The organism is Pyrinomonadaceae bacterium (assembly GCA_036277115.1).
GTDB lineage: Bacteria > Acidobacteriota > Blastocatellia > Pyrinomonadales > Pyrinomonadaceae > UBA11740.
Window position 1 is genome coordinate 15,030 of sequence record DASUNM010000002.1, and the last position, 22,876, is coordinate 37,905.

The 22,876-nt window shown below is 57.3% G+C and carries 27 protein-coding genes and 2 pseudogenes; 26 read left to right on the forward strand and 3 right to left on the reverse strand.

The genetic code is table 11. From position 1 onward, the window contains the following. Positions 1-8: 8 nt before the first annotated feature. The 21 genes and pseudogenes from rpmJ (at position 9) to VFX97_00240 (ending at position 14,456) form a co-directional block, all read left to right on the forward strand. Positions 9-122: a 50S ribosomal protein L36 gene (rpmJ, locus tag VFX97_00140; GenBank protein HEX5701609.1), complete on the forward strand. Its 114-nt coding sequence runs from the start codon at positions 9-11 to the stop codon at positions 120-122. A 73-nt stretch (positions 123-195) separates the two neighbouring features. Continuing rightward, the gene (gene rpsM, locus VFX97_00145) at positions 196-579 is read left to right on the forward strand and encodes a 30S ribosomal protein S13 (protein HEX5701610.1); all 384 of its coding nucleotides are present in this window, start codon (positions 196-198) and stop codon (positions 577-579) included. Beyond that, the gene (gene rpsK / locus VFX97_00150; GenBank protein HEX5701611.1) at positions 579-983 is read left to right on the forward strand and encodes a 30S ribosomal protein S11; all 405 of its coding nucleotides are present in this window, start codon (positions 579-581) and stop codon (positions 981-983) included. The genes rpsM and rpsK overlap by 1 nt, the downstream gene beginning before the upstream one ends. A gap of 214 nt (positions 984-1,197) precedes the next feature. After that, on the forward strand, positions 1,198-1,836 hold the full coding sequence (gene rpsD, locus VFX97_00155; protein ID HEX5701612.1) for a 30S ribosomal protein S4: 639 nt from the start codon (positions 1,198-1,200) through the stop codon (positions 1,834-1,836). Between the two features lie 68 nt (positions 1,837-1,904). After that, complete coding sequence (locus tag VFX97_00160) at positions 1,905-2,981, forward strand: DNA-directed RNA polymerase subunit alpha (protein ID HEX5701613.1); 1,077 nt, start codon at positions 1,905-1,907, stop codon at positions 2,979-2,981. Between the two features lie 9 nt (positions 2,982-2,990). Beyond that, positions 2,991-3,482 (forward strand): annotated as a pseudogene (gene rplQ, locus VFX97_00165) (50S ribosomal protein L17). A gap of 229 nt (positions 3,483-3,711) precedes the next feature. Further along, positions 3,712-4,338, forward strand: coding sequence for an acetyl-CoA carboxylase biotin carboxyl carrier protein (gene accB / locus VFX97_00170; protein HEX5701614.1), 627 nt, complete (start codon positions 3,712-3,714; stop codon positions 4,336-4,338). An 82-nt stretch (positions 4,339-4,420) separates the two neighbouring features. After that, on the forward strand, positions 4,421-5,833 hold the full coding sequence (gene accC, locus VFX97_00175) for an acetyl-CoA carboxylase biotin carboxylase subunit (protein ID HEX5701615.1): 1,413 nt from the start codon (positions 4,421-4,423) through the stop codon (positions 5,831-5,833). Positions 5,834-5,893: 60 nt separating this feature from the next. Next, a complete protein-coding gene (gene rplU, locus VFX97_00180; protein HEX5701616.1) occupies positions 5,894-6,202 on the forward strand; it encodes a 50S ribosomal protein L21 in 309 nt (102 codons plus the stop codon). 13 nt (positions 6,203-6,215) lie between these two features. Beyond that, positions 6,216-6,485: a 50S ribosomal protein L27 gene (gene rpmA, locus VFX97_00185; protein ID HEX5701617.1), complete on the forward strand. Its 270-nt coding sequence runs from the start codon at positions 6,216-6,218 to the stop codon at positions 6,483-6,485. Between the two features lie 97 nt (positions 6,486-6,582). Further along, the gene (gene obgE / locus VFX97_00190; protein ID HEX5701618.1) at positions 6,583-7,656 is read left to right on the forward strand and encodes a GTPase ObgE; all 1,074 of its coding nucleotides are present in this window, start codon (positions 6,583-6,585) and stop codon (positions 7,654-7,656) included. A 34-nt stretch (positions 7,657-7,690) separates the two neighbouring features. Next, on the forward strand, positions 7,691-8,353 hold the full coding sequence (gene nadD, locus VFX97_00195; GenBank protein HEX5701619.1) for a nicotinate-nucleotide adenylyltransferase: 663 nt from the start codon (positions 7,691-7,693) through the stop codon (positions 8,351-8,353). Next, positions 8,354-8,869, forward strand: coding sequence for a ribosome silencing factor (rsfS, locus tag VFX97_00200; protein HEX5701620.1), 516 nt, complete (start codon positions 8,354-8,356; stop codon positions 8,867-8,869). Continuing rightward, on the forward strand, positions 8,869-9,852 hold the full coding sequence (locus VFX97_00205; GenBank protein ID HEX5701621.1) for a sigma-54 dependent transcriptional regulator: 984 nt from the start codon (positions 8,869-8,871) through the stop codon (positions 9,850-9,852). The genes rsfS and VFX97_00205 overlap by 1 nt, the downstream gene beginning before the upstream one ends. Before the next feature lie 22 nt (positions 9,853-9,874). Continuing rightward, on the forward strand, positions 9,875-10,333 hold the full coding sequence (locus VFX97_00210; GenBank protein HEX5701622.1) for a 23S rRNA (pseudouridine(1915)-N(3))-methyltransferase RlmH: 459 nt from the start codon (positions 9,875-9,877) through the stop codon (positions 10,331-10,333). A gap of 27 nt (positions 10,334-10,360) precedes the next feature. Then, positions 10,361-10,729, forward strand: coding sequence for a TraR/DksA family transcriptional regulator (locus tag VFX97_00215; protein ID HEX5701623.1), 369 nt, complete (start codon positions 10,361-10,363; stop codon positions 10,727-10,729). Positions 10,730-10,802: 73 nt separating this feature from the next. After that, positions 10,803-11,552 carry a ComF family protein gene (locus VFX97_00220; protein ID HEX5701624.1) on the forward strand — a complete coding sequence of 250 codons (750 nt, stop codon included), beginning with the start codon at positions 10,803-10,805 and terminating at the stop codon, positions 11,550-11,552. Positions 11,553-11,587: 35 nt separating this feature from the next. After that, positions 11,588-12,541: a prolyl aminopeptidase gene (gene pip / locus VFX97_00225; protein HEX5701625.1), complete on the forward strand. Its 954-nt coding sequence runs from the start codon at positions 11,588-11,590 to the stop codon at positions 12,539-12,541. Between the two features lie 30 nt (positions 12,542-12,571). Further along, a complete protein-coding gene (locus tag VFX97_00230; protein ID HEX5701626.1) occupies positions 12,572-13,639 on the forward strand; it encodes a nucleotidyltransferase family protein in 1,068 nt (355 codons plus the stop codon). A gap of 86 nt (positions 13,640-13,725) precedes the next feature. Beyond that, positions 13,726-14,271: an HNH endonuclease gene (locus VFX97_00235; protein ID HEX5701627.1), complete on the forward strand. Its 546-nt coding sequence runs from the start codon at positions 13,726-13,728 to the stop codon at positions 14,269-14,271. A 29-nt stretch (positions 14,272-14,300) separates the two neighbouring features. After that, positions 14,301-14,456, forward strand: a pseudogene (locus VFX97_00240) (twin-arginine translocase TatA/TatE family subunit). Between the two features lie 98 nt (positions 14,457-14,554). Here VFX97_00240 and VFX97_00245 read toward each other — a convergent pair. Together VFX97_00245 and VFX97_00250 are read right to left on the reverse strand one after the other, a co-directional pair. After that, entirely contained in the window at positions 14,555-15,376 is an 822-nt protein-coding gene (locus VFX97_00245) for a class I SAM-dependent methyltransferase (protein HEX5701628.1), read from the reverse strand. A 35-nt stretch (positions 15,377-15,411) separates the two neighbouring features. Further along, entirely contained in the window at positions 15,412-16,740 is a 1,329-nt protein-coding gene (locus tag VFX97_00250) for a replication-associated recombination protein A (GenBank protein HEX5701629.1), read from the reverse strand. A 211-nt stretch (positions 16,741-16,951) separates the two neighbouring features. On the opposite strand from VFX97_00250, the gene VFX97_00255 reads away from it, so the two are divergent. The 5 genes from VFX97_00255 to thiD all read left to right on the forward strand — a co-directional run bounded on the left by VFX97_00255 (position 16,952) and on the right by thiD (position 22,244). After that, positions 16,952-17,776 carry an ABC transporter permease gene (locus VFX97_00255; protein ID HEX5701630.1) on the forward strand — a complete coding sequence of 275 codons (825 nt, stop codon included), beginning with the start codon at positions 16,952-16,954 and terminating at the stop codon, positions 17,774-17,776. A gap of 182 nt (positions 17,777-17,958) precedes the next feature. Further along, positions 17,959-20,256, forward strand: coding sequence for a tetratricopeptide repeat protein (locus tag VFX97_00260; GenBank protein HEX5701631.1), 2,298 nt, complete (start codon positions 17,959-17,961; stop codon positions 20,254-20,256). A 203-nt stretch (positions 20,257-20,459) separates the two neighbouring features. Beyond that, complete coding sequence (locus VFX97_00265) at positions 20,460-20,879, forward strand: hypothetical protein (protein HEX5701632.1); 420 nt, start codon at positions 20,460-20,462, stop codon at positions 20,877-20,879. Then, positions 20,797-21,447: a thiamine phosphate synthase gene (gene thiE, locus VFX97_00270; GenBank protein ID HEX5701633.1), complete on the forward strand. Its 651-nt coding sequence runs from the start codon at positions 20,797-20,799 to the stop codon at positions 21,445-21,447. The genes VFX97_00265 and thiE overlap by 83 nt, the downstream gene beginning before the upstream one ends. Continuing rightward, positions 21,444-22,244: a bifunctional hydroxymethylpyrimidine kinase/phosphomethylpyrimidine kinase gene (gene thiD, locus VFX97_00275; protein ID HEX5701634.1), complete on the forward strand. Its 801-nt coding sequence runs from the start codon at positions 21,444-21,446 to the stop codon at positions 22,242-22,244. The genes thiE and thiD overlap by 4 nt, the downstream gene beginning before the upstream one ends. Positions 22,245-22,270: 26 nt before the next feature. Here the strand turns inward: thiD and VFX97_00280 are convergent, their stop codons facing one another. Further along, positions 22,271-22,753, reverse strand: coding sequence for a peptidylprolyl isomerase (locus VFX97_00280; protein ID HEX5701635.1), 483 nt, complete (start codon positions 22,751-22,753; stop codon positions 22,271-22,273). Positions 22,754-22,876 lie beyond the last annotated feature (123 nt).

Below are 22,876 nucleotides of genomic sequence, written 5' to 3' on the forward strand. Positions count from 1 at the left end.
TAGTTAAAATGAAAGTTCGAGCTTCCGTCAGAAAAATTTGTGATAAGTGCAAGGTCATCCACCGCAAGGGCGTGGTCCGGGTGATTTGCACCAATCCGAAGCACAAGCAGAGACAGAAATAGGAGTGAAGTTCCGTATCCGGATTCAATTCGTCGTTGAAGCGAATTCCAGATTCGAAATTCAAAATTCAAAAGCATGGCTCGTGTAGCAGGTGTAGATCTTCCGCCGAATAAGCGCGCCGAGATCGGTCTTACCTACATTTATGGTATTGGCCGATCGCGCTCCGCGTCGATTCTGACCGAGGCGCAAATCAATCTCGACACGCGCGTCCGTGACTTGAGCGAAGAAGAGCTCAGTCGCATTCGCGCGATCCTGGAAGCCCAGGGCGAAATCGAAGGCGACCTCCGCAAGCGCATTCAGATGGACATCAAACGTTTGATGGACATCGGCGCTTATCGCGGTCTGCGGCATCGCCGTGGCCTGCCCGTTCGCGGACAACGCACGCACACGAACGCGCGCACGCGCAAAGGCCCGCGACGCGCAACCGTCGCCAAGAAAAAGGCACCAGGTAAGAAGTAATGGCAAAAGCATCAGCCGGCGGCAAAAAGAAAGTCTTTCGCAAGAAAGAGAAGAAGAACATTCCTTCCGGGATCGTTTATATCGCGGCCACGTTCAACAACACGATGATCTCGATTACCGATCTCGAAGGGAACCTGGTGGCGCAGTCGTCTTCCGGCGCGCGCGGCTTTCGGGGCTCGCGCAAGGGAACGCCATTCGCAGCCCAGCAAGCAGCTTATGAAGCGGCTAAAAAAGCCATGGAAGCCGGCATGCAGCAGTGCGAAGTCCGCGTCAAAGGGCCGGGCGGTGGTCGCGAGTCCGCGATTCGCGCCATCAACAACGCGGGCATTCGCGTGATGGCGATTCGGGACACGACGCCGATTCCGCATAACGGATGTAGACCGCCGAAACGGCGGAGAGTGTAGAGATTGTCGATGGCCAACGGCCGCTTATTTTAAAGCGGCCTAAAGAATGGCAATCGGCAATTTAGAATTGACAATGTATTGACCTAAAGGATGAAGGGTCTCATCAAGACGATCTCAGATTTGAGATCGCAGATCTCAGATTGGGATCTCAGATCGAAGATGCGACCTGTAAACTTTTCCGTCTAAGTAATTCGTAGACTGGAGGCAGAAACGATTGGCTAGGTATCGAGATGCGGTGTGCCGTTTGTGCCGCCGCGAAGGCGCAAAACTTTTCCTCAAGGGCGACCGTTGCTACAAACCATCTTGTCCGATTGAAAAGCGGGGCACTCAGCCTCCCGGACAACACGGCAATTCCATGCGACGCGGTAAAGCTCTGGCAGGTTACGGCCAGCAGCTGCGCGAAAAGCAGAAGGTTAAAAGAATTTATTTCATCCTCGAAGGGCAGTTTCGAAATTATTTCGAACGCGCCGCGCGCATGAAAGGCATCACCGGCGAGAACCTGTTGTTCTTGCTGGAGCGACGTCTGGACAACGCAATCTATCGCGCCGGCTTTTCGACGTCGCGACGTCAGGCGCGGCAGCTCGTGAACCACGGGCACGTGCTGGTCAACGACCGCAAGGTGGACATTCCTTCGTACCAGGTGAAGCCCGGCGATTCGCTGACGATCAAGGACGCGAGCCGCAAGAACCCGCACGTCGAAGGCGCGTGGCAAACGGCCGCAGGTCGTGGTCGCCCGTCGTGGGTTTCCGCCGGGGGCGGAGACATGGCGGCGACGGTGACCGGTCTGCCGACCCGCGACGACATCGATCGCTCGATCAACGAGCAACTGATTGTGGAGCTTTATAGCAAGTAGTTAACGCGCGAGCGGTCACGCGATTGGCGCGGCCGCATCGCTTCTCCTCAGACATCTGACGGTAAGTTATGGATCAAAATAATCTTTGGACAGGTTTTCAGATGCCGCGACGTTTGGCGGCAGACGGCGACACACTGACGGAACGTTACGGCCGGTTTTCGGCGCAACCGTTTGAGCGCGGTTTCGGCACGACGGTCGGCAATTCGCTGCGCCGCGCGCTGCTTTCTTCAATCGAAGGATCGGCGATTACGGCCGTGAAGATCGAAGGCGTTGAGCACGAATTTTCGTCGATTAAGGGCACGGTTGAAGATGCGACGGACGTCATCCTGAATTTGAAGCAGGTGCCGTTCAAGCTGCACGGCAACGAGCCGAAGACGCTCACGATTTCCAAGAATGGGCCCGGCGAAGTTACTGCCGGCGACATTGAGGGCGACGCGGACATCGAGATTCTCGATCCGACCTTGCACATCGCCACCCTGAGCGCCGGCGGATCGTTGAACATCGAGATGCGCCTGAAGCGTGGCCGCGGTTACGTGTCGGCGGATCGCAACTTCGACGAAGATCTCTCGCTCGGTTACATCCCGATCGATTCGGTGCACACGCCGGTCAAAAAAGTGAACTACTCGGTTGATGCCGCCCGTCTCGGGCAGAACACCGAATACGACAAGCTCACGATTGAAGTGTGGACTGACGGTTCGGTGAAACCCGACGACGCGATTGGGCTGGCGGCAAAGTTAATTAAGGATCACATGGCGATCTTTATTAACTTTGAAGAGGACATGGAGGACTACAGCTATCAGCAAGCCGAGCGCGCGCCCTTGCCGCGCAACGATCAACTCGATCGCTCGGTGGATGAGCTGGAGCTGTCGGTGCGCTCTTACAATTGTTTGAAGAACGCCGGCATCAAATCGATTCGCGATCTGGTGCAGCGTTCTGAGCGCGAGATGCTGGCTACGAAAAATTTTGGCAAGAAGTCGCTGGGCGAAATTCGCGACATTCTCCGCAGCATGGGCCTGGATTTCGGAATGCAGTTTGACGAGCAGGGCAATCCGATTCCCGGCACAGGCGACGGTGAACTGACCCTCGAAGGCGAAGGCGGCGACGACGAAGACGGCGAAGACGAATTTGAAACGGCAGTGCAGTAGAGCAAGGTTATGCGTCATCGAAAGGCACATCGAAAACTGGGACGAGATTCGGAGCATCGCATGTCGTTGCTGCGAAACCTCGCGACGTCCCTAATCAATTCGCGCGACGAGCGCATCATCACGACGGTCCCCAAAGCCAAAGAGCTGCGCCCATTCGTGGAGCGCGCCATCACTCTGTCGCGTCATGCGGCGAGCCTTGAGGGCAACGGATCGGAAGCGCGTGGCGTGCATCTGCGTCGTCAGGCGGCTGCGTTCTTTCACTCGGGCAATTTTGGCCGGGGCTCAGTGGCCGGCCGGCGCGGACAGGCGGTTCCCCCGCGCACCGCGGGAGTGGCGGCGTTGAAGCGCTTGTTCGACGAGCTGGGCGAGCGTTTCAAGGATCGGCCAGGTGGCTATACGCGTATCATCAAGCTCGGCCGCCGTGCCGGTGATGGCGCTGAGCTGGCGATTATCGAGCTGCTTGGTAATCCGCGCGATGCCGCCGTCGAAGAGGCACAGAAGAAGCGCGCCAAGGGCGGCGCAAAGAAGAAGGGCGCCGAACCCAAGGCCGCGGAGTCCAAGGAAGCGTCCGCATCCGAAGAGTAAAAACCAGTCAGCGCGAAGCTCCGTCTGGCCTTTTGCCATCGCGGGGCTTTTGCTTTAATAGAAGCTGCTCGCATAATGACGCCCCGCTGGTTTGCGGCGAAACCAACCCCCGGAGGTTTCTATGTCGGTTGGAGCTAAAAGAGCGATGAACGATCAGGAAAGCCAGCAACCTTCAGGTGAACCATCGACCGATCCGCGGGCTGAGCGCCAGCGCGATCGTGATCGCGGTCGGCGCCGGCATCGTCCGTTGCCGAAGCATCTGGAAGCTTCCATTAACATGGACGAGTTGCGCGAATTGATCGGCCTGATCAATGAAAACGCGTTAACCGACTTCGAACTTCAACGTGAAGGGTTCCACGTAAAGATTGGCCGGAACCTGTATCCCCCGTCACCAGCCATCCCTTCCGTTCCGCCGGTCGCGGAACATCACGCGATTCCGGCCGCTCCACCCAGCGCCGTGCACGGTGTGCCGCATGCAGGTCCGCCACATCCGGGAGCGCAGGCCGAAGAGGCTGCATCAGAAGATCAAGGACTGCACATCATAACTTCTCCTATCGTCGGAACTTTTTATCGCTCGCCCTCGCCCACGGCCGAGAGCTTCGTGCGCATCGGCAGCAACGTGGAGCCCGAGACTGTCGTCTGCATCATTGAAGCCATGAAGCTGATGAATGAAATTCAGGCTGAGGCCTCTGGCGAAGTCGCGAAAATCTATGTCGAGAACGGTCAGGCTGTTGAGTACGGCCAGCCGCTTTTCGGAATCAAGCAAGGATAGTCCAAGGTCCCGCGTCCAAAGTCCAACGTCACTTGAGATTTATGACTTTGGACTTTAGACGCTGGGCATTGGACTTTAATTTATGAACAACGGACTACGCCGCTTTCGCAAGATCCTCGTCGCTAATCGCGGCGAGATTGCCTGCCGCATCATCTGGACATGTAAAGAGATGGGCATCGGCACCGTGGCGGTGCACAGTGACGTCGATCGCGATTCGCTGCACGTCCGGTTCGCCGACGAATCTGTCTGCATCGGCCCCGCGCCATCCGCGCAAAGCTACCTGAATATTCCGGCGATTATCAGTGCGGCTGAGCTCTTCAACGTTGACGCAATTCATCCCGGTTACGGATTTCTCGCAGAATCGGCCTACTTTGCCGAAATCTGCGAAGCCTGCAACATCAAATTCATCGGTCCCAAGCCAAACCTCATTCAGTTGATGGGCGAAAAAGTCGAAGCGCGGCGCGCGATGCAAAACGCAGGCGTGCCGATTCTGCCGGGCAGCCCGGATGCGTTGACGTCCGACGAAGATGCGATCAAAGTCGCGCGCGAAATTGGCTATCCGGTGATTGTAAAAGCCTCAGGCGGAGGCGGCGGCCGCGGGATGCGCATCGTCAACTCCGAAGATGAGCTTGGCCACGCCCTCGAGACGGCGTCCAACGAAGCGGCGGCGGCCTTCAAGAATGGCGACGTTTACATTGAGCGCTACGTCCAACGGCCGCGGCACATCGAGATTCAGGTGCTCGCCGACGAACACGGCAATTGTGTTTTCCTCGGCGAACGCGAATGCTCGATTCAGCGCCGTCATCAGAAACTGCTTGAAGAAGCTCCGGCCCCGATGATGACGCCCGAGTTGCGTCAACAGATGGGTGACACAGCCGTAGCGGCGTGTAAAGCAATCGGCTACTCGAGCGCGGGCACTTTCGAGTTTCTGCTCGACGAAGACAATAAGTTTTATTTCATGGAGATGAATACGCGCATCCAGGTTGAGCATCCCGTGACGGAGATGGTGACGCTGACCGACATCGTGCGTAATCAGATTCGTATCGCCGAAGGCGAGCCGCTCGGTTTTACGCAGGACGACGTGATCATGGTGGGACACGCGATCGAATGCCGGATCAACGCCGAGAATCCGGAAACGTTCGTGCCCTCACCTGGAAAGATTACTGCTTTCAATCTGCCCGGCGGGCCGGGCGTGCGCGTTGATACTTACGTCTATCCCGAATACCGCGTGCCGCCGTTTTACGATTCGCTGATTGCCAAGGTGATTGTGCACGCGCGCACCCGCGAGTTGGCGATTGCGCGCATGCGCCGGGCCCTGGAAGCCATGGTGATCGAAGGCATCAAAACGACAATTCCGTTGCATTTGAAGATCATGAATGACCCAAATTTTCAGGCCGGAAACATCTCGACGCGGTTTCTGGACGACTTTCTGAGCACGAATGGAAATCGCAGCGCCCCCACCGCTTCTGCGGCTTTGACTGGCGCTGCGGCGTGACTTTATAATAATCGACTTTTCAGTTGCGTGTTGCGCTGTCTGAGAGGGTGAGGAAGCAATATGTCGTTCGCAATCATTAGAACAGGCGGTAAGCAGTTCACCGTGGAAAAAGGCGCCACCCTGCGGGTGCCGTCAATTGGGTCTGACGTCGGGTCTTCGCTGGATCTTGAGGTTTTGGCCCTCGGCGAAGGCTCCGAAACAAAGGTGGGCTCGACGCTCGGTGAGGGCGCGGTGGTGAAAGCGACCGTCGTTGATCATGGCCGGGCGGCGAAGATCGTAGTCTTTAAGAAAAAGCGGCGTAAGCATTACAAGCGGACGAAGGGTCATCGCCAGGGATATACCACTTTGAAGATTGATTCGATCGGTTAATTAAGAGGTTTTTATGGCTCATAAGAAAGGCGTAGGTTCATCTCGAAACGGGCGCGACTCAAACTCGCAGCGGCTGGGCTTGAAAAAGTTTGGCGGCGAGCGCGTGCTGGGTGGCAACATCCTCGCGCGCCAGCGCGGCACGAAATGGAAGCCGGGTCAGAACGTTGGCCGCGGCAAGGACGACACTTTGTTTGCCATGATTGACGGCTTCGTTAAGTTTGAGGACAAAGGGCGCTCAGGCAAGTTCATCAGCGTGTATCCGGCTCAGGCAACGGCAAGTTAAGAATTGTTAAGACGATTCATTCGAATGCGACGCTCGCCGACCTTCAGGTACGCGGGCTCGCATTTTCTATTTGGCGGAGTTACAGCCGCACTGACAAATGTTTATCGATAGAGCAAAGATTCGGGTGCAGGGTGGCAACGGCGGAAACGGCGTGACGGCTTTTCGTCGCGAGAAGTTCGTGCCACGCGGTGGTCCGTCAGGAGGCGATGGCGGCCGCGGCGGCGACGTCTGGCTGGTCGCTGATGCCTCGCTCAACACCTTGCTGCATTTGCGGTATAACCCGCTGCACGTCGCCGGGCGGGGCATGCACGGTGAAGGCAGCAATCGCTCAGGCAAAGAGGGCGGCGATGCCATCGTTCGCGTGCCGCTGGGCACACAGATCTTTGATCCGCAAACGAACGAGTTGTTCTGCGACCTGCAGGAAGATGGCGCGCGTTGGCTGGCGGCGCGTGGCGGACGCGGTGGATTCGGCAACGCGCACTTTGCGACTTCGACTAATCGCGCGCCGCGTTATCACCAGGAAGGCAGTCCGGGCGAAGAATTCGAGTTTCAGCTTGAGCTGAAATTGCTCGCTGATGTTGGCCTCGTCGGGTTCCCGAACGCCGGAAAGTCAACGTTCATTTCGGTCGTGTCGGCGGCGCACCCGAAGATTGCCGACTATCCGTTTACGACTTTGGAGCCGCATCTCGGCGTGGTTGATTTGGGTGACTTTCGCACGTTCGTCATCGCCGACATTCCCGGGTTGATCGAAGGCGCGCACGAAGGGCACGGTCTCGGCGATCGGTTTCTGCGGCACGTCGAACGAACAAAGTTGCTGCTGCACCTGGTTGATGTTTCGTCAGCGTCCGGCCGGGATTCGGTCAGCGACTACGAAGTGATCAATCGTGAACTGGAAGCTTACGATGAGCAGCTTGGGGAACGGGCGCAATTCGTCGTGGCCACAAAAATGGATGCGCTCGACGATCCTTCGCGGCTCGAAAGATTACGGGAACGCGCCCAGCAGGATGGCCGGCCGTTCTTTGCTATTTCCGCGGTTGCCGGGACTGGCGTGCGCGAGTTGTTATCGGCGATCGCGCGCGAGCTTGAGGAAATGCGCGCGAATGTGAACACTGACCGGCCGTATCACGCGGACGAATCGCTGCTGGTTAGCAGCAGTGCGACGCGGTTCTGAATTAGTACGGCGTGCGCAGGCTTTTGCATCAGTGATGGAAGCGAAACGCGCAGCGATTTACGGCGGCACGTTTGATCCGTTGCACAACGGCCACCTGAAAGTGGCCCGCCGCGTGCAGAAGTTGTTCGGGCTCGACGAATTATTTTTTGTTCCGGCGTGCGTGCCTCCGCATAAACGTGGTGCAGGTATCAGTTCCGCGTTTCACCGGTTCGCGATGTTGGCGCTGGCGACGCAGCAGGATGAGCCGCTGCGAGTTTCGACAGTCGAACTGGATAGTCCGGAGCGGCCGTACGCAGTTGAGACCGTCGCGCGGATGCAGGAACAACTCGGCGCTGATTACCGTTTGTTCTTTGTCATGGGAGCTGATTCGTGGTCAGAGATTACGACCTGGCGCGAATGGCAGCGGTTGCTGACAATGTGCGATCACATCGTCGTCACCCGGCCAGGCTACGAACTGAATAAGTCGGCGGCGGTAGCCAACCTGATCGATCTTCGGGGAACGACCGATGAAGAGATTAACGCTCTGGTCAGTGAGTCAGAATCGCCTCGAGTGTTTGTGACGGATGCGGTGTTCGAGGACGTTTCGGCTACTGCGATTCGGGCCGCGGCGAGACAGGGAGACACGAACGCATTAATAAAATTGGTGCCGCCCGAAGTGGCGAGCTACATTGAGAAATACAGACTTTACAGGAATTAGATGAGTCAGAATTTGAAAGAAAAGGTCTTGAGTTCTGAAGTGCAGGCAGCGAGCACCGGCCGGCGCGCCGGTGCGTCCGAGCCTGCGAATCCGGCTGATTTCGACGAGCGGATTCGTCGCGCGCTGCACGCGGCCGCCGAAAAGAAGGCGCTTGATTTGACGGTGTTGGATCTGCGCGGCGTTGCGACGTTCACGGATTACTTCATCATCTCGACGGGCGCGAACAAGCGGCAGATGCAGGCGATCGCTGATGAAATTGTCGATCAGTTGAAGCGGCGCGGCTCGCGGGCGGCGCGCGTCGAAGGCTATCAGGGCGCCGAATGGATTCTGGTGGATTACGGCGACTTTATCGTGCATGTGTTCGATGAGAAGTCGCGACGCTTTTATGACCTTGAGTATCTGTGGCGTGAAGCGAAGCGTCTGAACGTGTCGCCGGAGTTGCTGGAATCTGTGATCTCAAATCTGAAATCTGAGAGCTCAAATTCTGCGACCCAGAGTTCTTTGAAAGAGGAATAGTGCTCGAACTGGTGGCGTTGTCGGAAGCGATGCGCGAAGCGGCTGCGATGGCCGAACGCGTCGCCGCCACTGACGCCAACGTGCTGGTCACCGGCGAGTCAGGCGCAGGCAAGGACGCCTTGGCTACCTTCATCCATGCGCAGTCGCGGCGCGCGCACCAGGCTTTCGTAAAGATTGATTGCGCGACCTTGCCGGCGGACCTGCTCGAAGCCGAGTTATTCGGCTACGAACGCGGCGCGTTTACCGGCGCTGGGGAAGCGAAGCCCGGGCGTTTGGAAGCGGCGCATCGCGGGACGCTGGTGCTGGATGAAATTGCGCACCTGCCGCTCGACGCGCAGGCGAAGCTTTTGCGCGTGATCGAGCAGCGCGAGTTTGAACGGCTCGGCGGTCGCAAGACGATTTCAGTGGATGCGCGGCTAATCGCACTGACGAACGCTGACTTGAAAAATGCAGTCGAGCGTCGCGCGTTTCGAGACGATCTGTTTTATCGGCTGAACGTCGTCCACATTGTGGTGCCGCCGTTACGCGACCGGCAGAAGGATTTGGAGCCATTGGCGCGGTTGTTCGCGGCCATGTACGCGCAGAAGCACGGCACGCGCGCGAAAAAGATTTCGCCGGAGGCGCTGCGATTTTTGAAAAGTTATGATTTCCCCGGCAACGTTCGCGAGCTTGCGAACATCATTGAGCGCGCGGTGATCGTGGCTGATGGTTTGAGCATTGAGCCTGCGCATTTGCCGGAAGGCTTGCGCGCTGCCGCCGAGCGCCGCGCCCGAGAGAATCGCCCGCTGACGCTGGCGGAGATCGAAGCGAACTACATCCGCGAGGTTCTGGCGGCGGCGAAGGGGAACAAAACGGAAGCGGCGCGCATACTCGGTATCAGCCGCAAGAACTTGTACGAGCGGCTGGCGCGGGAAGAACAGACTTCAGCGGTCAGACATCAGACGTCCGACGACAGCAAAGACAAGGCGATGTCTGACATCTGATGTCTGATATCTAACGTCTGTTATGAAGCTTCGCTTCATCTGGCCGGGCAAGACTAAGGATGAGCGGCTGCGGTCGCTGATTGAGGATTACTTAAAACGGCTCTCGCGATTTGCGCGCAGTGAGATTGTCGAAGTCAAAGAGAGCCGGACCCGAGACGCAGGGGCAGTTACCAAAGAATCGCAAAGGATAATCGATGCGATTGGAGATTCAACCGCCGCGGTCTTGCTGGATTTGAATGGCAGCGATTGGAGTTCGCATGACTTGGCCAGGCAGGTGCAGCGCTGGGAGAACGACGGGACAAAGGAAGTGGCGATTGTGATTGGTGGTCCCGAAGGAGTTTCGACGGAGGTGCAATCACGAGCGAATGTGCGTTGGCGTTTGTCGCGGCTAACTCTGACGCATGAAATGGCGCGCGTGCTCGCCGTCGAACAGCTTTATCGCGCCTTTGCGATTAATCGCGGATTGCCTTATCAGAAATAATTTCATTTGAGGAGTTTGAACGCACTAATGGATAAGAGAAAAGCAAAAACGTATCAGGACAAATTGACCGAGCGGCGCGTAGCGCTGGTGGGCCAGGTACAGGCGGCCGAAGCCTACAGCCGTGAACGCGATGCTGAAGCTACGCAGGATCCGGCCGACATGGCCGCGAACGCTTACACGAAAGAGTTGTTGATGTCGATGTCCACCAACGATCGGCAACTCCTGGATTCGATTGATGCCGCACTCGCGCGCATTTCTGAGGGCGAGTACGGTAAATGCATAAATTGCGGCGAACCGATTCTCGAGAAGCGTCTGGAAGCGGTGCCGTGGGCCCGTCACTGCATCCGTTGCCAGGATATGATTGAGCGTGGCCAGTTGGCCGAAGACGAGGAGTAAGCTTCACCGTATTTCGCTAGCTGTGACATAATCCGCGGCCTCCCAACGGGTGGCCGCGTTTTTTGTGTGAACGATGTCGAATGTGACTGCCAGCGTAATCAGCGGTGCTTACGACTCAGTGCTGGCACTGGTCTATCCGCAGCGATGTAGTGCATGCGATCGATCGGTTGATTCGCGTCACGATGGAGTCGCTTGTTCCAGCTGTTGGGACGCGACGCGCATTTTCGGGGAGGGTGATACGCTGTGCTGGAAATGCGGGGCCTTAAGCACGGCCACTGTTGCCGAAGAGAAGCGGCAGACGGTTCGTTGTGGACGATGTGACGCGGACAGTTTCACCGGCGCGCGCGCCTGCGGATTGTACGAAGGGGCTTTGCGGGCTTCGATCCTGGCGTTGAAACGCGAGCCAACCGTGGCGCGGCGGCTGCTTCAAACATTGCGACAGACCCAACAACGCGCGCCTTTGGCCGAGGTTGATCTGATCGTTCCGGTTCCGTTGCACGCCTCGCGCGAACGCGAGCGAGGTTTCAACCAGGCGGTAGTGTTGGCGCGCGAACTGGCTCGCGCGACAAAGCTGCCAATTGATGAATACAGTTTGGTGAGACGCGTGTACACCGAACGTCACCGCGCCGGAATGGACGCACGTGCTCGGCTCGACAGTGTCGAAGGTGCTTTTGAAATCCGGCGAGCAGAACCAATCGCGGGCCGGCGTGTACTTCTCATCGATGATGTTTTTACGACCGGCGCGACTGTTTCCGAATGCGCGGCAGTTTTGAAGTCAGCCGGCGGGACGGACGTTTACGTGCTCACGATTGCGCGAGCTTAAGCGTTCACACAATTAACAAGAACAACGGTTTACAAATGGCTGAAACAAGAAATCTCTACCCTCCGATTGAACCATTCGATTCGGGACACTTGAAGGTCTCGGACACTCATAACATCTACTACGAGCAGTGCGGGAATCCCAAAGGCAAGCCGGTCGTGTTTCTGCACGGCGGGCCCGGCGGCGGGTTGATTCCCGAATATCGACAGTTTCACGATCCCGACCGCTACCGCGTGGTGCTGTTCGATCAGCGTGGCGCGGGTAAGAGCACGCCCCACGCGTCGCTTGAAGAGAACACGACGTGGGACCTCGTGGCTGATATCGAAAAGCTGCGCGCGCATCTTGGGATCGACAAGTGGCAGGTGTTCGGCGGTTCGTGGGGCAGCACGCTGGCCTTGGCTTATGCCGAGACGCATCCCGATCGAGTGACCGAGTTAGTGCTGCGTGGCATCTTTCTCTGCCGGCCGAAAGAGATCAAGTGGTTTTATCAGGAAGGCACAAGCTGGTTATTCGCCGACGTTTGGGAAGAGTATCTGAAAGTCATTCCGGAAGATGAGCGCCACGACCTGGTGAGCGCCTACTACCGGCGACTCACCGGCAAGGATGAAGAAGAGAAGGTGGCGGCGGCGCGCGCGTGGAGCATCTGGGAAGGCAGTACGTCCAAACTCTTTTTCGACCCGGCTTCGATCGAAAGGTTCGCCGATCCGGAGTTCGCGTTGGCCTTTGCCCGCATCGAGTGTCATTACTTCATGAACAATTGTTTCTTTCCAACGGAAAATTTCCTGATTGAGAACGTCGGAAAGATTCGGCATATTCCCGGTGTCATCGTGCAGGGCCGCTATGACGTCGTCTGTCCGATGACAAGCGCCTGGGATCTGCATCGTGCGTGGCCTGAAGCGGATCTGCACATCACGCCCGACGCTGGTCACTCAGTCCTGGAGCCCGGCAACCTGAGCGCGTTGATTGAGGCGACGGATCGGTTCCGAAAATAGTCTCGCACACTCCAAGCGCGCTTAACATCGATGTTCAATCACCCCAAAGCATCGGCTGGTCGATTGATAGCTCAAACGCTGACCGGCTCGTGGCGCACAGTTCCTCCTCCGTTAGAACTTGAAGCCGGCAAACTTTCGGCAATCACTGCGCAATTGTTGGGCGCTGGTGTGGCGGGGTTGGCATGGCGGCGTGTGCGTAATTCGCATCTCAAAGAAACTCCTTCAGCCGCTGAACTTCGCAGCCAATACGAGCGGAATACGGTTCAGGCCGTAATTCAGCGACAGGGAATTGAATCGATCATTGGCGCACTGAATTCCGCCGGTATCGAGTCGATGCTGGTGAAGGGCCTGGCGGCTGCGCGCCTCTACGGTGACGAAGGATTGAGACCTTACGTTGACGCTGATGTATGCGTCGCGCAACGGCAAATAGAAGCCGCGCAAGTCGCGTTGAAGGAATTGTCCGGCACCGGGGTGACGGTCGATCTGCACCGCGAGTTCATGACGCTCGGTGGCGGGGACTGGGAAGCCATCTACTCCCGCTCGCAGTTAGTGAAGCTTGGCGAGAGCGAAGTGCGTATTCCGAGCGCCGAAGATCACCTCCGCATATTGTCGATTCACATGCTGCGCGAGGGCGCGTGGCGGCCACTCTGGTTGTGCGATGTCGCGGCCGCAGTTGAATCAAGACCAGCCAATTTCGATTGGAACATTTGTGTGGGTCAAAGCCGGCAAACATCCAACTGGATAAACTGCGCGCTCAAGCTGGCGCATGAGTTACTTGGTGCGAAGATAACCGGCACGCCGGCGGCCGACGATGCGAAGCCTCTGCCGCAATGGCTCACCGGCACGGTGTTGAGAGAGTGGGCAACGACCGCGCCTTCCATGACCTTGAGGCACCGGTCACCGATGGCCAGTCACCTCCGTTCGCCCCGCACCCTGCTGCCCGGTTTTCGGCATCGCTGGCCCAATGCCATCGAAGGGACGATCGTCAGCCGCGCCCTGTTCAATGACCTGCCGCGGTTTCCGTTTCAGCTCACGGCGTACATGATGCGCGGCGCACACTTCGCGCTTGGGCTCTCGAGGTTTCAGCGCGATCGCTAAACCGCTGACTCGTGTGGGCCTTCCGCGCTGTCTCTGACACGATTTTTTGACACTTTCCGACAGGCTCGCGTAATATCGCCTCTACCATGAACGCGCGCGTCCTGGTCCTGAATGCTTCGTTCGAGCCGATCAATGTTTGCACTGAGCGGCGCGCGGTAGTCATGATCTTTAAAGGCGTGGCGCGCATGGAAGAGCACAACGGCCACATGCTGCACTCGCAGAGAATCGAGATGCATGCGCCGTCGGTGATTCGCCTGACCGAATACCGGCACATTCCTTTTGAGCGACGCTCGCTGTCGCGCAAGAACATTCTGCTGCGCGATCATTCGTGCTGCCAGTATTGCGGCAAGCAGTTTTCGCCGGCGGAACTGACTCTGGATCACATCACTCCGCGTTCGCGCGGCGGTGAATCGTCCTGGGACAATCTGGTGGCGTGCTGCAAACGCTGCAATCACCGGAAAGGCAATCGCACGCCGGAAGAGTCCGGGATGCACCTGCTGCGGCGACCGCGCGCGTTTTCACTGCACGTGAATCGGCAAATCATGCGCTACATCGGTCGCGCTGACGAGGTTTGGCGGAAGTACCTGTTCTACGAATCTGACGGCCACAGCGCGTTGTGCGTGCGCGAATAACGCGCCTGAACCTGCGCAAGGAGAACGTGATGAAACTTCTGCTGTTTGTGATTGGGACTGAATGGATCGTCGTACTGGTGGTCGTGGCTATCCTTTTGCTGTTCGGCGGCACCAAGCTTCCGCAATTGGCGAAGGCGCTCGGGCAAAGCAAGAAAGCCTTCAAAGAAGGCATCGATGAAGGCGAAGCAGATTCGCGCAGCAAACTCAATTCAGTTGACGACGAAGCGTTGTTTGACGAGGCGCGCCGGCGTGCCCAGCAGGCTAAGAAGATTGATGGGTAGAGTTATTGGACCCGCCCCTTTTTTCCTACCACTAACGTAGCTTTCAGGCTTAAGACAAACGCGCCGCTGTGGCGTTCTTCGTCGATGATTCTCGCGAGTTCCTCGATCACCCGTTCTTTCGCCGCTTCCGGAACTGAACCGAGCCAACCCGGCAACAGGAAATCCGTCATCAAAGGCGAGTTCAAAAACTGCTCGGCTGAGTCATAGTCGAACTCCTCGACCGCCGTCCACGACTGCACAGCGTCCAGCCCTTCGCTTTGCGCGAGCTTTTCAGTCTCTGATGCAGTCGGCAGCTCGGTGATCATGTGTTCGACATCGACACCGTGGTCTTCAAGCTCCGCATTGAGCAAAGCCTCCCAAAAAATTGAAAAGAATTCGCCGAAGCTGGCGGCCGTCGGAAGCCAAAATGCGACCGTTCCGCCTGGCGCAGCGACGCGCACCAGTTCTGACAAGATAACGCGCAGATCTCCCGGCCGCGTCATAGACGTATTCCCCAAAACCAAATCGAACTGATCGTCGGCCTGTGGCAGTGACGACGGCGTTGCGCGCTGGAACTCCGTCTTCTCGTTTATCGCGGCGCCTTTGGCGCGGGCCAACTCGAGACACTCGTCGCTTTCATCAACGCACAGGAGTTGGAGCTTTTCTCCCGCGCGCTCCTTCAAAGCCAGCGCGTGACTACCGGTCCCCGCCGCGACGTAAAGCGCGCGTCCTTCCTTCGGCAGCTTGACGTGTGCATCGACAAGCTCGGCGAAGCGTTCGCCCCAATCCGGCGCGACGTAGAGGTCGTGAAGAAAAGCGAGTTCCTTTGGTGACTTGGTTGTCATTTCAACTTGAAGAGCGAGGGGCTAAGAGCAAAGAGCTAAGACTTCTTGGTCTTGTCGCTTTGCGCTTGGCCCTTTGCTCTTTGCTCGTTGTCCTTTGTGGTTTCCCCGTCTTCGAAATACACGCGACCTGCCAATTTTTCCGGCAAGCACGCCATCTCGTCTTTCGCTGCCGTATCGCTGTGCACGTACCGATAATCTTTGCCGTAGCCAAGATGCTTCATCAGCGGCGTCGCCGCATTACGCAGATGCAACGGCACGGGTTCGCGAGATGTCTCAACGGCGTCAGCATGCGCCGCAGAATAAGCACGCAGGACGGTATTCGACTTGGGCGCGCGCGCGAGGTACATCGTCGCTTGGGCTAACGGAAACAATCCTTCAGGCATGCCGATCAGCTGCACAATGTCCGCCGCGGCCGCAGCCTGTACCATGGCCTGCGGGTCGGCGAGCCCGATGTCTTCAGAAGCCAGAATGCAAAGACGGCGTGCGATGAAAACGGGATCGGCGCCGCCTTCAATCATTCTGGCCAACCAATACAGGGAAGCGTTTACGTCTGAGTTACGAAGCGACTTAATGAGTGCCGATGCGAGGTTGTAATGCTCTTCGCCGCCCTTATCGTAACCAAACTGCGTGCGGCCGAGAGCCTCGATTAGTGTCTCGTTGGTGATGACGCGAGTTCCGTCTTTGTCCGGCTTCGTCGAATGAACCGCCGCCTCCAAAGCTGCTAACGACACGCGCGCATCTCCGCCGCCCAGGTGCGCAAGGCGCTTAATCAATTCGTCAGAAATCTGCGGATGAAGATTCGCTAGTCCGCGTTCTTCGTCAGAAACCGCACGGTCCAAAATCGTTCCAACCTCTTCTTCGCTTAGAGGGTTTAACACCAGCACGCGCGAACGCGACAGCAACGCGCTGATTACTTCGAATGAAGGATTCTCAGTCGTCGCCCCAATCAACGTCACCGTCCCGTCTTCAACGGCCGGCAGCAGCGCGTCCTGTTGCGCTTTGTTGAAGCGATGAATCTCGTCTATGAAAAGAATCGTGCGGTTGCCGCGTAGTCGATCGAGTCGCGCCTGCGCAATGGCGCCACGCAACTCTTTCACGCCAGAGAAGACTGCGGACAGAGCCACAAAGTTGGCGCTGGTTCGATCCGCCAGCAGCCGCGCCAACGTCGTCTTACCCGTGCCGGGCGGACCCCAAAAGATCATCGAGGGCAGCGTGCCACCGCCCTCGATCAGCCGGCGCAGAACTCGGCCTTCCCCGACTAAATGTTCCTGACCGACAAACTCCGACAACTCCTGCGGGCGCATGCGATCCGCGAGCGGACCAGCGGTCGCCGAACCTGCCATGGTGTTGTTCGGCTCAGACATTTCCGGGAAAAGTCTTGAAGAGCGCGGTTTTGGCATTGCTTTGAAAAAGGTACCACAGACGGGGCATTAGCCCGACCGTTAGGGAGGGCTCTGAATGAAAGTTAATGAGCCCTCCCTAACGGTCGGGCTAGTGCCCCGGACGAGCGCCGCACCCCTCCGTGATCCGACGCACACCTGACAACCTTTCGCTGACAACCTACAATGAGCGCGAATGATTTCCGCTCAGACTGCACGACGCGCCGTTTGGCGACCGCTGTGGGAATTGCCTCGACGATTCGACCTTATTTGGTCGCTCGCGAAGCGAGAGTTAGCGGCGCGCTACAAAGGATCAGTCCTCGGAATCGTCTGGGCAGTACTGACGCCGATCGTGATGATTGCGATCTTCACTCTCCTGTTCGCGGGAGTCTTCAAAGCCAAATTCAACGCCAGCGATTCGCAATGGGATTTCGCGCTGTACCTTTTCTGTGGTCTCTTGCCCTGGAATGCTTTTCAGGAAGCCCTCAACATGTCGGCGACTGCGGTGGTTAATCGCGCGAATCTGGTCAAAAGAGTTGTCTTCCCGCTTGAGACTTTGCCGGTCTCACAAACGGTGGCGGCCATCGCGAATCAAATGTTCGGCACGGTCGCTCTGCTACTCGGCATTCTGTTGATTCGTCAGGAACTGCATTGGACGATGCTTTACCTGCCCATCCTCTTAATTCCGCAGCTGCTCGTGATGCTCGGAGGCGCGTGGCTGCTGGCTTCGCTGGGCGTCTTCATTCGCGACATCGTGCAGGGAATTGGTCTCGTGCTGATGGCCTGGATGTACCTGACGCCGATCATTTATCCCGAAACGATCGTGCCTGAGGCTTACCGTCCCTTCATCAACCTCAATCCATTTACGCCGCTGGTTCGCAGTTACCGGCGCATTATGCTCGAGGGTATGGCCCCCGACTGGGCGGGGCTGGCATATTTTTCTGCCTTTGCGCTTATCGTCTTTGTCTTTGGTTACTGGTGGTTTGCGCGGACCCGCAAGAACTTCGCCGATGTGGTGTAACTGTGCGTTTTTCGCCAATATTTATGGGCTTTTTGGTGAAAAACATCGTTGACACTCCCGGTTAGGAAGTGTTAGTTTAGTTAGTGCCGCAAAGGGGTTCACGCGCGGCTTGATTCACGGCTCGCTTCAAGCCATCCAGCCTCACGACAGTTCTCAATAGTTTTCCAGTCCCTCGGGTTCAAATGGTTCTTGATAAAGCAAAGACTCTGCGCACAGCCGAGAAGTATCTCGAATCGGGAAAGATCGCGGCTGCGATAAAAGAATACTGCCAGATCGTTGCCGTTGATGCGGATGACTTTACGGCGCTCAACATGTTGGGCGATCTGTATACGCGCGTCGGCAACACAGCGGAAGCGATAACCTGTTTCCGTCGCATCGCTGAACATTACCGCGAACAGGGATTCGGTCTGAAAGCGATCGCGATGTACAAGAAGATCGATCGTTTACAGCCCAACGACATCGAGATCGCTACGGACCTGGCCGACCTTTACGCGCAACAGGATCTGATCGTGGAAGCGCGCGCTCACTATCTCGCAGTTGTCGACGCCCACAATCGCGCGGGCTCAGCGCAAAGCGCGTTGGAAACACTCAGGAAGATTGCCGACCTCGATCCGCAGAACACACAGATTCGCACGAAGCTGGCCGACGGCTATCTCAACCTGGGATCAAAAATAGAAGCGGCAGAATGTTTCGCTGAAGCCGGTCAGGCGCTGGTCGCGCGTGGAGCCTGCGACGAAGCCCTCGAAGTTTTTGGCCGGGCTTTGGTCATCCAGCCCGATGATTACGCGACTCTCAAGGGGATGCTCGCGGCCCATAGCGCACGTGGTACCGCCGACGAGGCTGCGGAGCTGATTGAGGAAGCACTCAAGAGCAACCGCGAAGACCGCGAGCTGTTGATGTTATTGGCCGACGCGTATTTCGAAGCGGAAGAGCCGGAACAAGCTGAGCGTGCGATTGCCTCATTAGTCGGGGGCGAGCCGGGTTCGTACTTGCGCTTCACGGAAGTGGCGCGCCTGTACGTGCGTCAAAACAAGATTGCTGAGGCAGTGAGCGTCGTCGCGAAGATCACTGAGCAGATGCTGGCCGAACGCCAGCATCAGCAATTGTTGGGGCTGATTGACGAACTGCTGGCCAGCGACGCCGACAACGTTCAGGCATTGCGTCTCGTGGCGCGCGCCCACTGGTGGCTGCGCGATATGGACGGACTTAAGGCCTCGCTCGAGCGGTTGGCGGAAGCAGCACAGACTCAGGATCTCACTGAAGACGAGCGCTACGCTCTGACACAACTCACGCGACTGGATCCGGCCCAGCAGGAACATGTCGCCAGGCTGAACGAACTTGGCGGCGCCATCGAAGAAGAAGTGGTTGAGGCCTTGCCGAAGTTCGAAATGGTTGTCGAGCGAGAGCAGATGCCTGTGGTATCAGCGGAAGAGTTTGTCTTGAACTCAGAGGAGGCCGTTCCTGTCAGCGACGAAACAGTTTTTGACTGGAACCCGGTAGCCGAAGTCTCAGAGGAGCCAACGGCGCCCGCCGACCCCGAGATCGAAACCGGCTTTAACTTTGAAAGCATCGTTGCCCAGGAGCTGCCCAACACGACGTCTGAAACGGCGACCGAACAGCCTGCCGAGGAAGACCGTATCGCCGCAATGCTGCGACAGGAGTTGGAAAGCGTCGATTTCTACATCGCGCAAGGCTACGTCGACATAGCGGTTGATACATTGGAGTTGCTGGAACAGCAATGCGGTGCCCACCCGGACATCGTTTCGCGGCGCGAGCAGATCAATCAGCTTCAGACCGGGGCAGTTCCGGAGACAAACGCATCGCCCGTTATCGAGCACGGCGAAGTGATGATCACAAACGACCTCGACATCGAGCCGACAGCACCGACGCCCGAGCCTGAAATTTCACTCAATGTGCCGATAGCCGCTGCGCCAGAGAAGGAAGCCGAGCCCGTGGCTATAGGCATCGACGCAGGCTTGGCGGAAATCTTCGAAGAATACCGCGCGTCGAGTGAAAAAGAAGGCGATGCGGCCACAAATGGCGACTACGAAACACACTACAACCTGGGACTCGCGTACAAGGACATGGATTTGTTCGAAGACGCGCTCGAAGAATTTCAGATGGCCGCGAATCTCTCGTCGCCGGCAGACGGCACGGGGCGCTATCTGCAATGCTGCAACCTGCTGGGACATTGTTTCGTGCAGACCGGAGCGCCCGAAGTGGCCGTCAAATGGTTTGCGAAAGGCTTGGGCGCCGCGAACGCCTCAGACGAAGAGCGCATGGCGCTGACGTACGAGATTGGGGCTGCTTATGAACAAGCCGGCGATTTGCATCACGCCCTGGAATCATTTACCGAAGTTTACGGAAATAACGTTTCATACCGGAACGTGAAAGAGCGGCTGAAGACATTGAAGGCGCGCCTTGGCGAAAAGAGCACGATTGCGTCACCTGTCAGTCACTCAGAGCACCTGGTCAACTGAGCATTTCTCTTTCCTGCATTTATTCGGCATCATACGACTGGAGCGCAACCGTGTCGGTTGCTCAAGCGAAGTCCATACATCCGCGTAAGCACTTGAGTTAAAGACTCGAAATGCGAATTGAGTCTTCATTCCATCTGCTCACGCAGATGGTACTGACCTTACCGCGCATGCAAGCGAGGACGCTGGCGCTCCAGTCTCAAACGATGTCATCAAGACTCACGGTAGTTTTCTACATAATCTTATGCCTTGAGATCGGCATTGTGCTCACCGTTCTGCCCTGGGTGCCGCACGGCTGGTGGGGTCTGAGCGACTGGGGCAACAACTATTTTCTGCTGCTGGCCGCGCGTAAGACCGGTTACGGCCTACAGCGTTTCGTCTCTTCGGGGTGGGTGCGTGGGACCGTCACGGGCATCGGACTATTGAACATCGCGATGGGACTTGGGGAGCTGTTTCACTTTCGCAAGACCGTGCACGCGCTGGACGGCGGCGGTCCTATTGTGGAAAGCTCGCCCCAACCGCGGTCACAAGCCGTCGCACCCAATGAGATTCGACCTGTCCAAACCGATCCTTTATCTGATTACCCGCGGCGCAAGCACGGAAGCGACGACGCCCCGGAGTCCTGAGTTCAGGCAAATCCTCGCCCAAGTGTCCGCGGCGGTTGCTGCCGGCCTCGAACTAATTCAACTGAGAGAAAAGCGTCTGACGGCGCGTGTTCTGTTTGAGTTGACTCAGCAGAGCGTGGCGCTGACGCGTGGGTCGGCGACGCGTTTGTTGGTGAATGATCGCGCTGACGTCGCCGCGGCGGCTGGCGCTGACGGCGTTCATTTGACGACGCATTCAATCGACGCTGGGACAGTCCGCCGCACGTTCGGGAAAGATTTCCTGATCGGTGTGTCAACGCACTCGCTTGCCAAGGCCGAAGTTGCGAACGAAGATGGCGCCGACTTTGTCGTCTTCGGTCCCGTGTTCGCGACATCGTCGAAAGAAAACTACGGCCCGCCGGCCGGACTCGGAAACTTAGAAAGTGTAGCCAATCATCTGACGCCATTTCCGGTACTGGCGCTCGGTGGAGTTGAGGTGACGAATGCGCGCGAGTGTTTGCGAGCCGGCGCGAGCGGCATTGCTGGAATCAGTCTTTTTGCAGAACCTGACAGAATCGGTGAGGTCGTTGGGAAGCTGCGGAGCGAATGACGACTCTTGAACAATCTAAACCTGTAGTGCTGACGATCGCCGGCTTCGATCCGTCCGGCGGCGCGGGAATCATCGCCGACATCCGGACGATTGAATCGTTCGGCTGCACCGCCGTGGCCGCAATCACCTCAGTGACTTTTCAGAACGCCGAGGAGTTCTTCGGCGCGAATCATCAGTCGGCTGATTCTGTGCGCGCACAGGTCGAAGCGATCATCGGGGCGACGACAATTGCGGCAGTCAAAATCGGGATGCTCCCGACGTCCGAAGTCGTGCGCGCGGTGGCTCAACTCATTCGCGAGAAAAAGCTGCCCGCGCCCTTGATTGATCCGGTAATTGAGTCGACGAGCGGCGGCAAGTTAATGGAAGACGACGCTTTTGAAGTGTTCGTGACTGAACTATTACCGCTGGCGAGAGTAGTCACGCCAAACATTCCCGAAGCTGAAAAGCTTGCGGGCATGAACATTCGTGATGAAGACGAGATGCGGCAAGCGGCCGCGCGGATCCGCGAACTTGGCGCGCTGGCTGTGCTGATCAAAGGCGGCCACCTCGTGCAGCAGAGATCAGACATCAGAGGTCAGAGGTCAGAGCGAACTGAGCGAGCAGCGGTTGACCTTTTGGATGACAATGGTCAAGAGACCATTTTACGCAGCGAATGGATCGAAGCGCCGAACGTCCGCGGCACCGGCTGTATGCTGTCATCAGCGATCGCCGCGGGCCTGGCCCAAGGCGCTGAGTTAGAAGAATCCGTGGCCGCCGCCAAGCGCTTCGTTACCGCCCGAATCCGAGGTTCGAATTGAAACTAACTGCCGACTGACAAAGTAACTTATTCGATCGTAACTTTCTCCATCCGCACTTCCTCCACCGGCCGATCGCCTGAGGCAGTCTTTGTAGTCGCAATCGCGTTCACCACATCCTGACCTTCGGTCACGCGGCCAAAGATCGAATAGCTCGGCGGCAGCGGATAATCTACGTGCATGATGAAGAACTGTGAGCCGTTGGTGTTCGGGCCGGCGTTAGCCATGGCTACCGTCCCGGCTTTGTAGCCGCGTTTGTAAACTTCTGATGAAGGATTGATTTCATCATCGAATTTTCCGCCCCACGCCGACGCGCCGCCGCGTCCGGTACCCGTCGGATCGCCGCCTTGAATCATGAAGCCGTTGATACAACGATGAAAAATAATGCCGTCGTAATAACCCTTTTCCGCGAGCAAGCGAAAATTCTCAGTCGTTTTGGGTGCGTCCTCTTCCAGCAGTTCGAATTTAATAGTCCCCTTGTTGGTCTCAATAACTGCAGTGCGATTTGCCATTTGCTTCTCCTGTTTTAATTTGGTTTTGACAAGATTAGCTGGTGCGCAGGGAAAGTGCACGCCGACGCGCAGCATCCATGCTCCACCTGACGGACACGGCTGCAAACGGCTATCATGACGCGG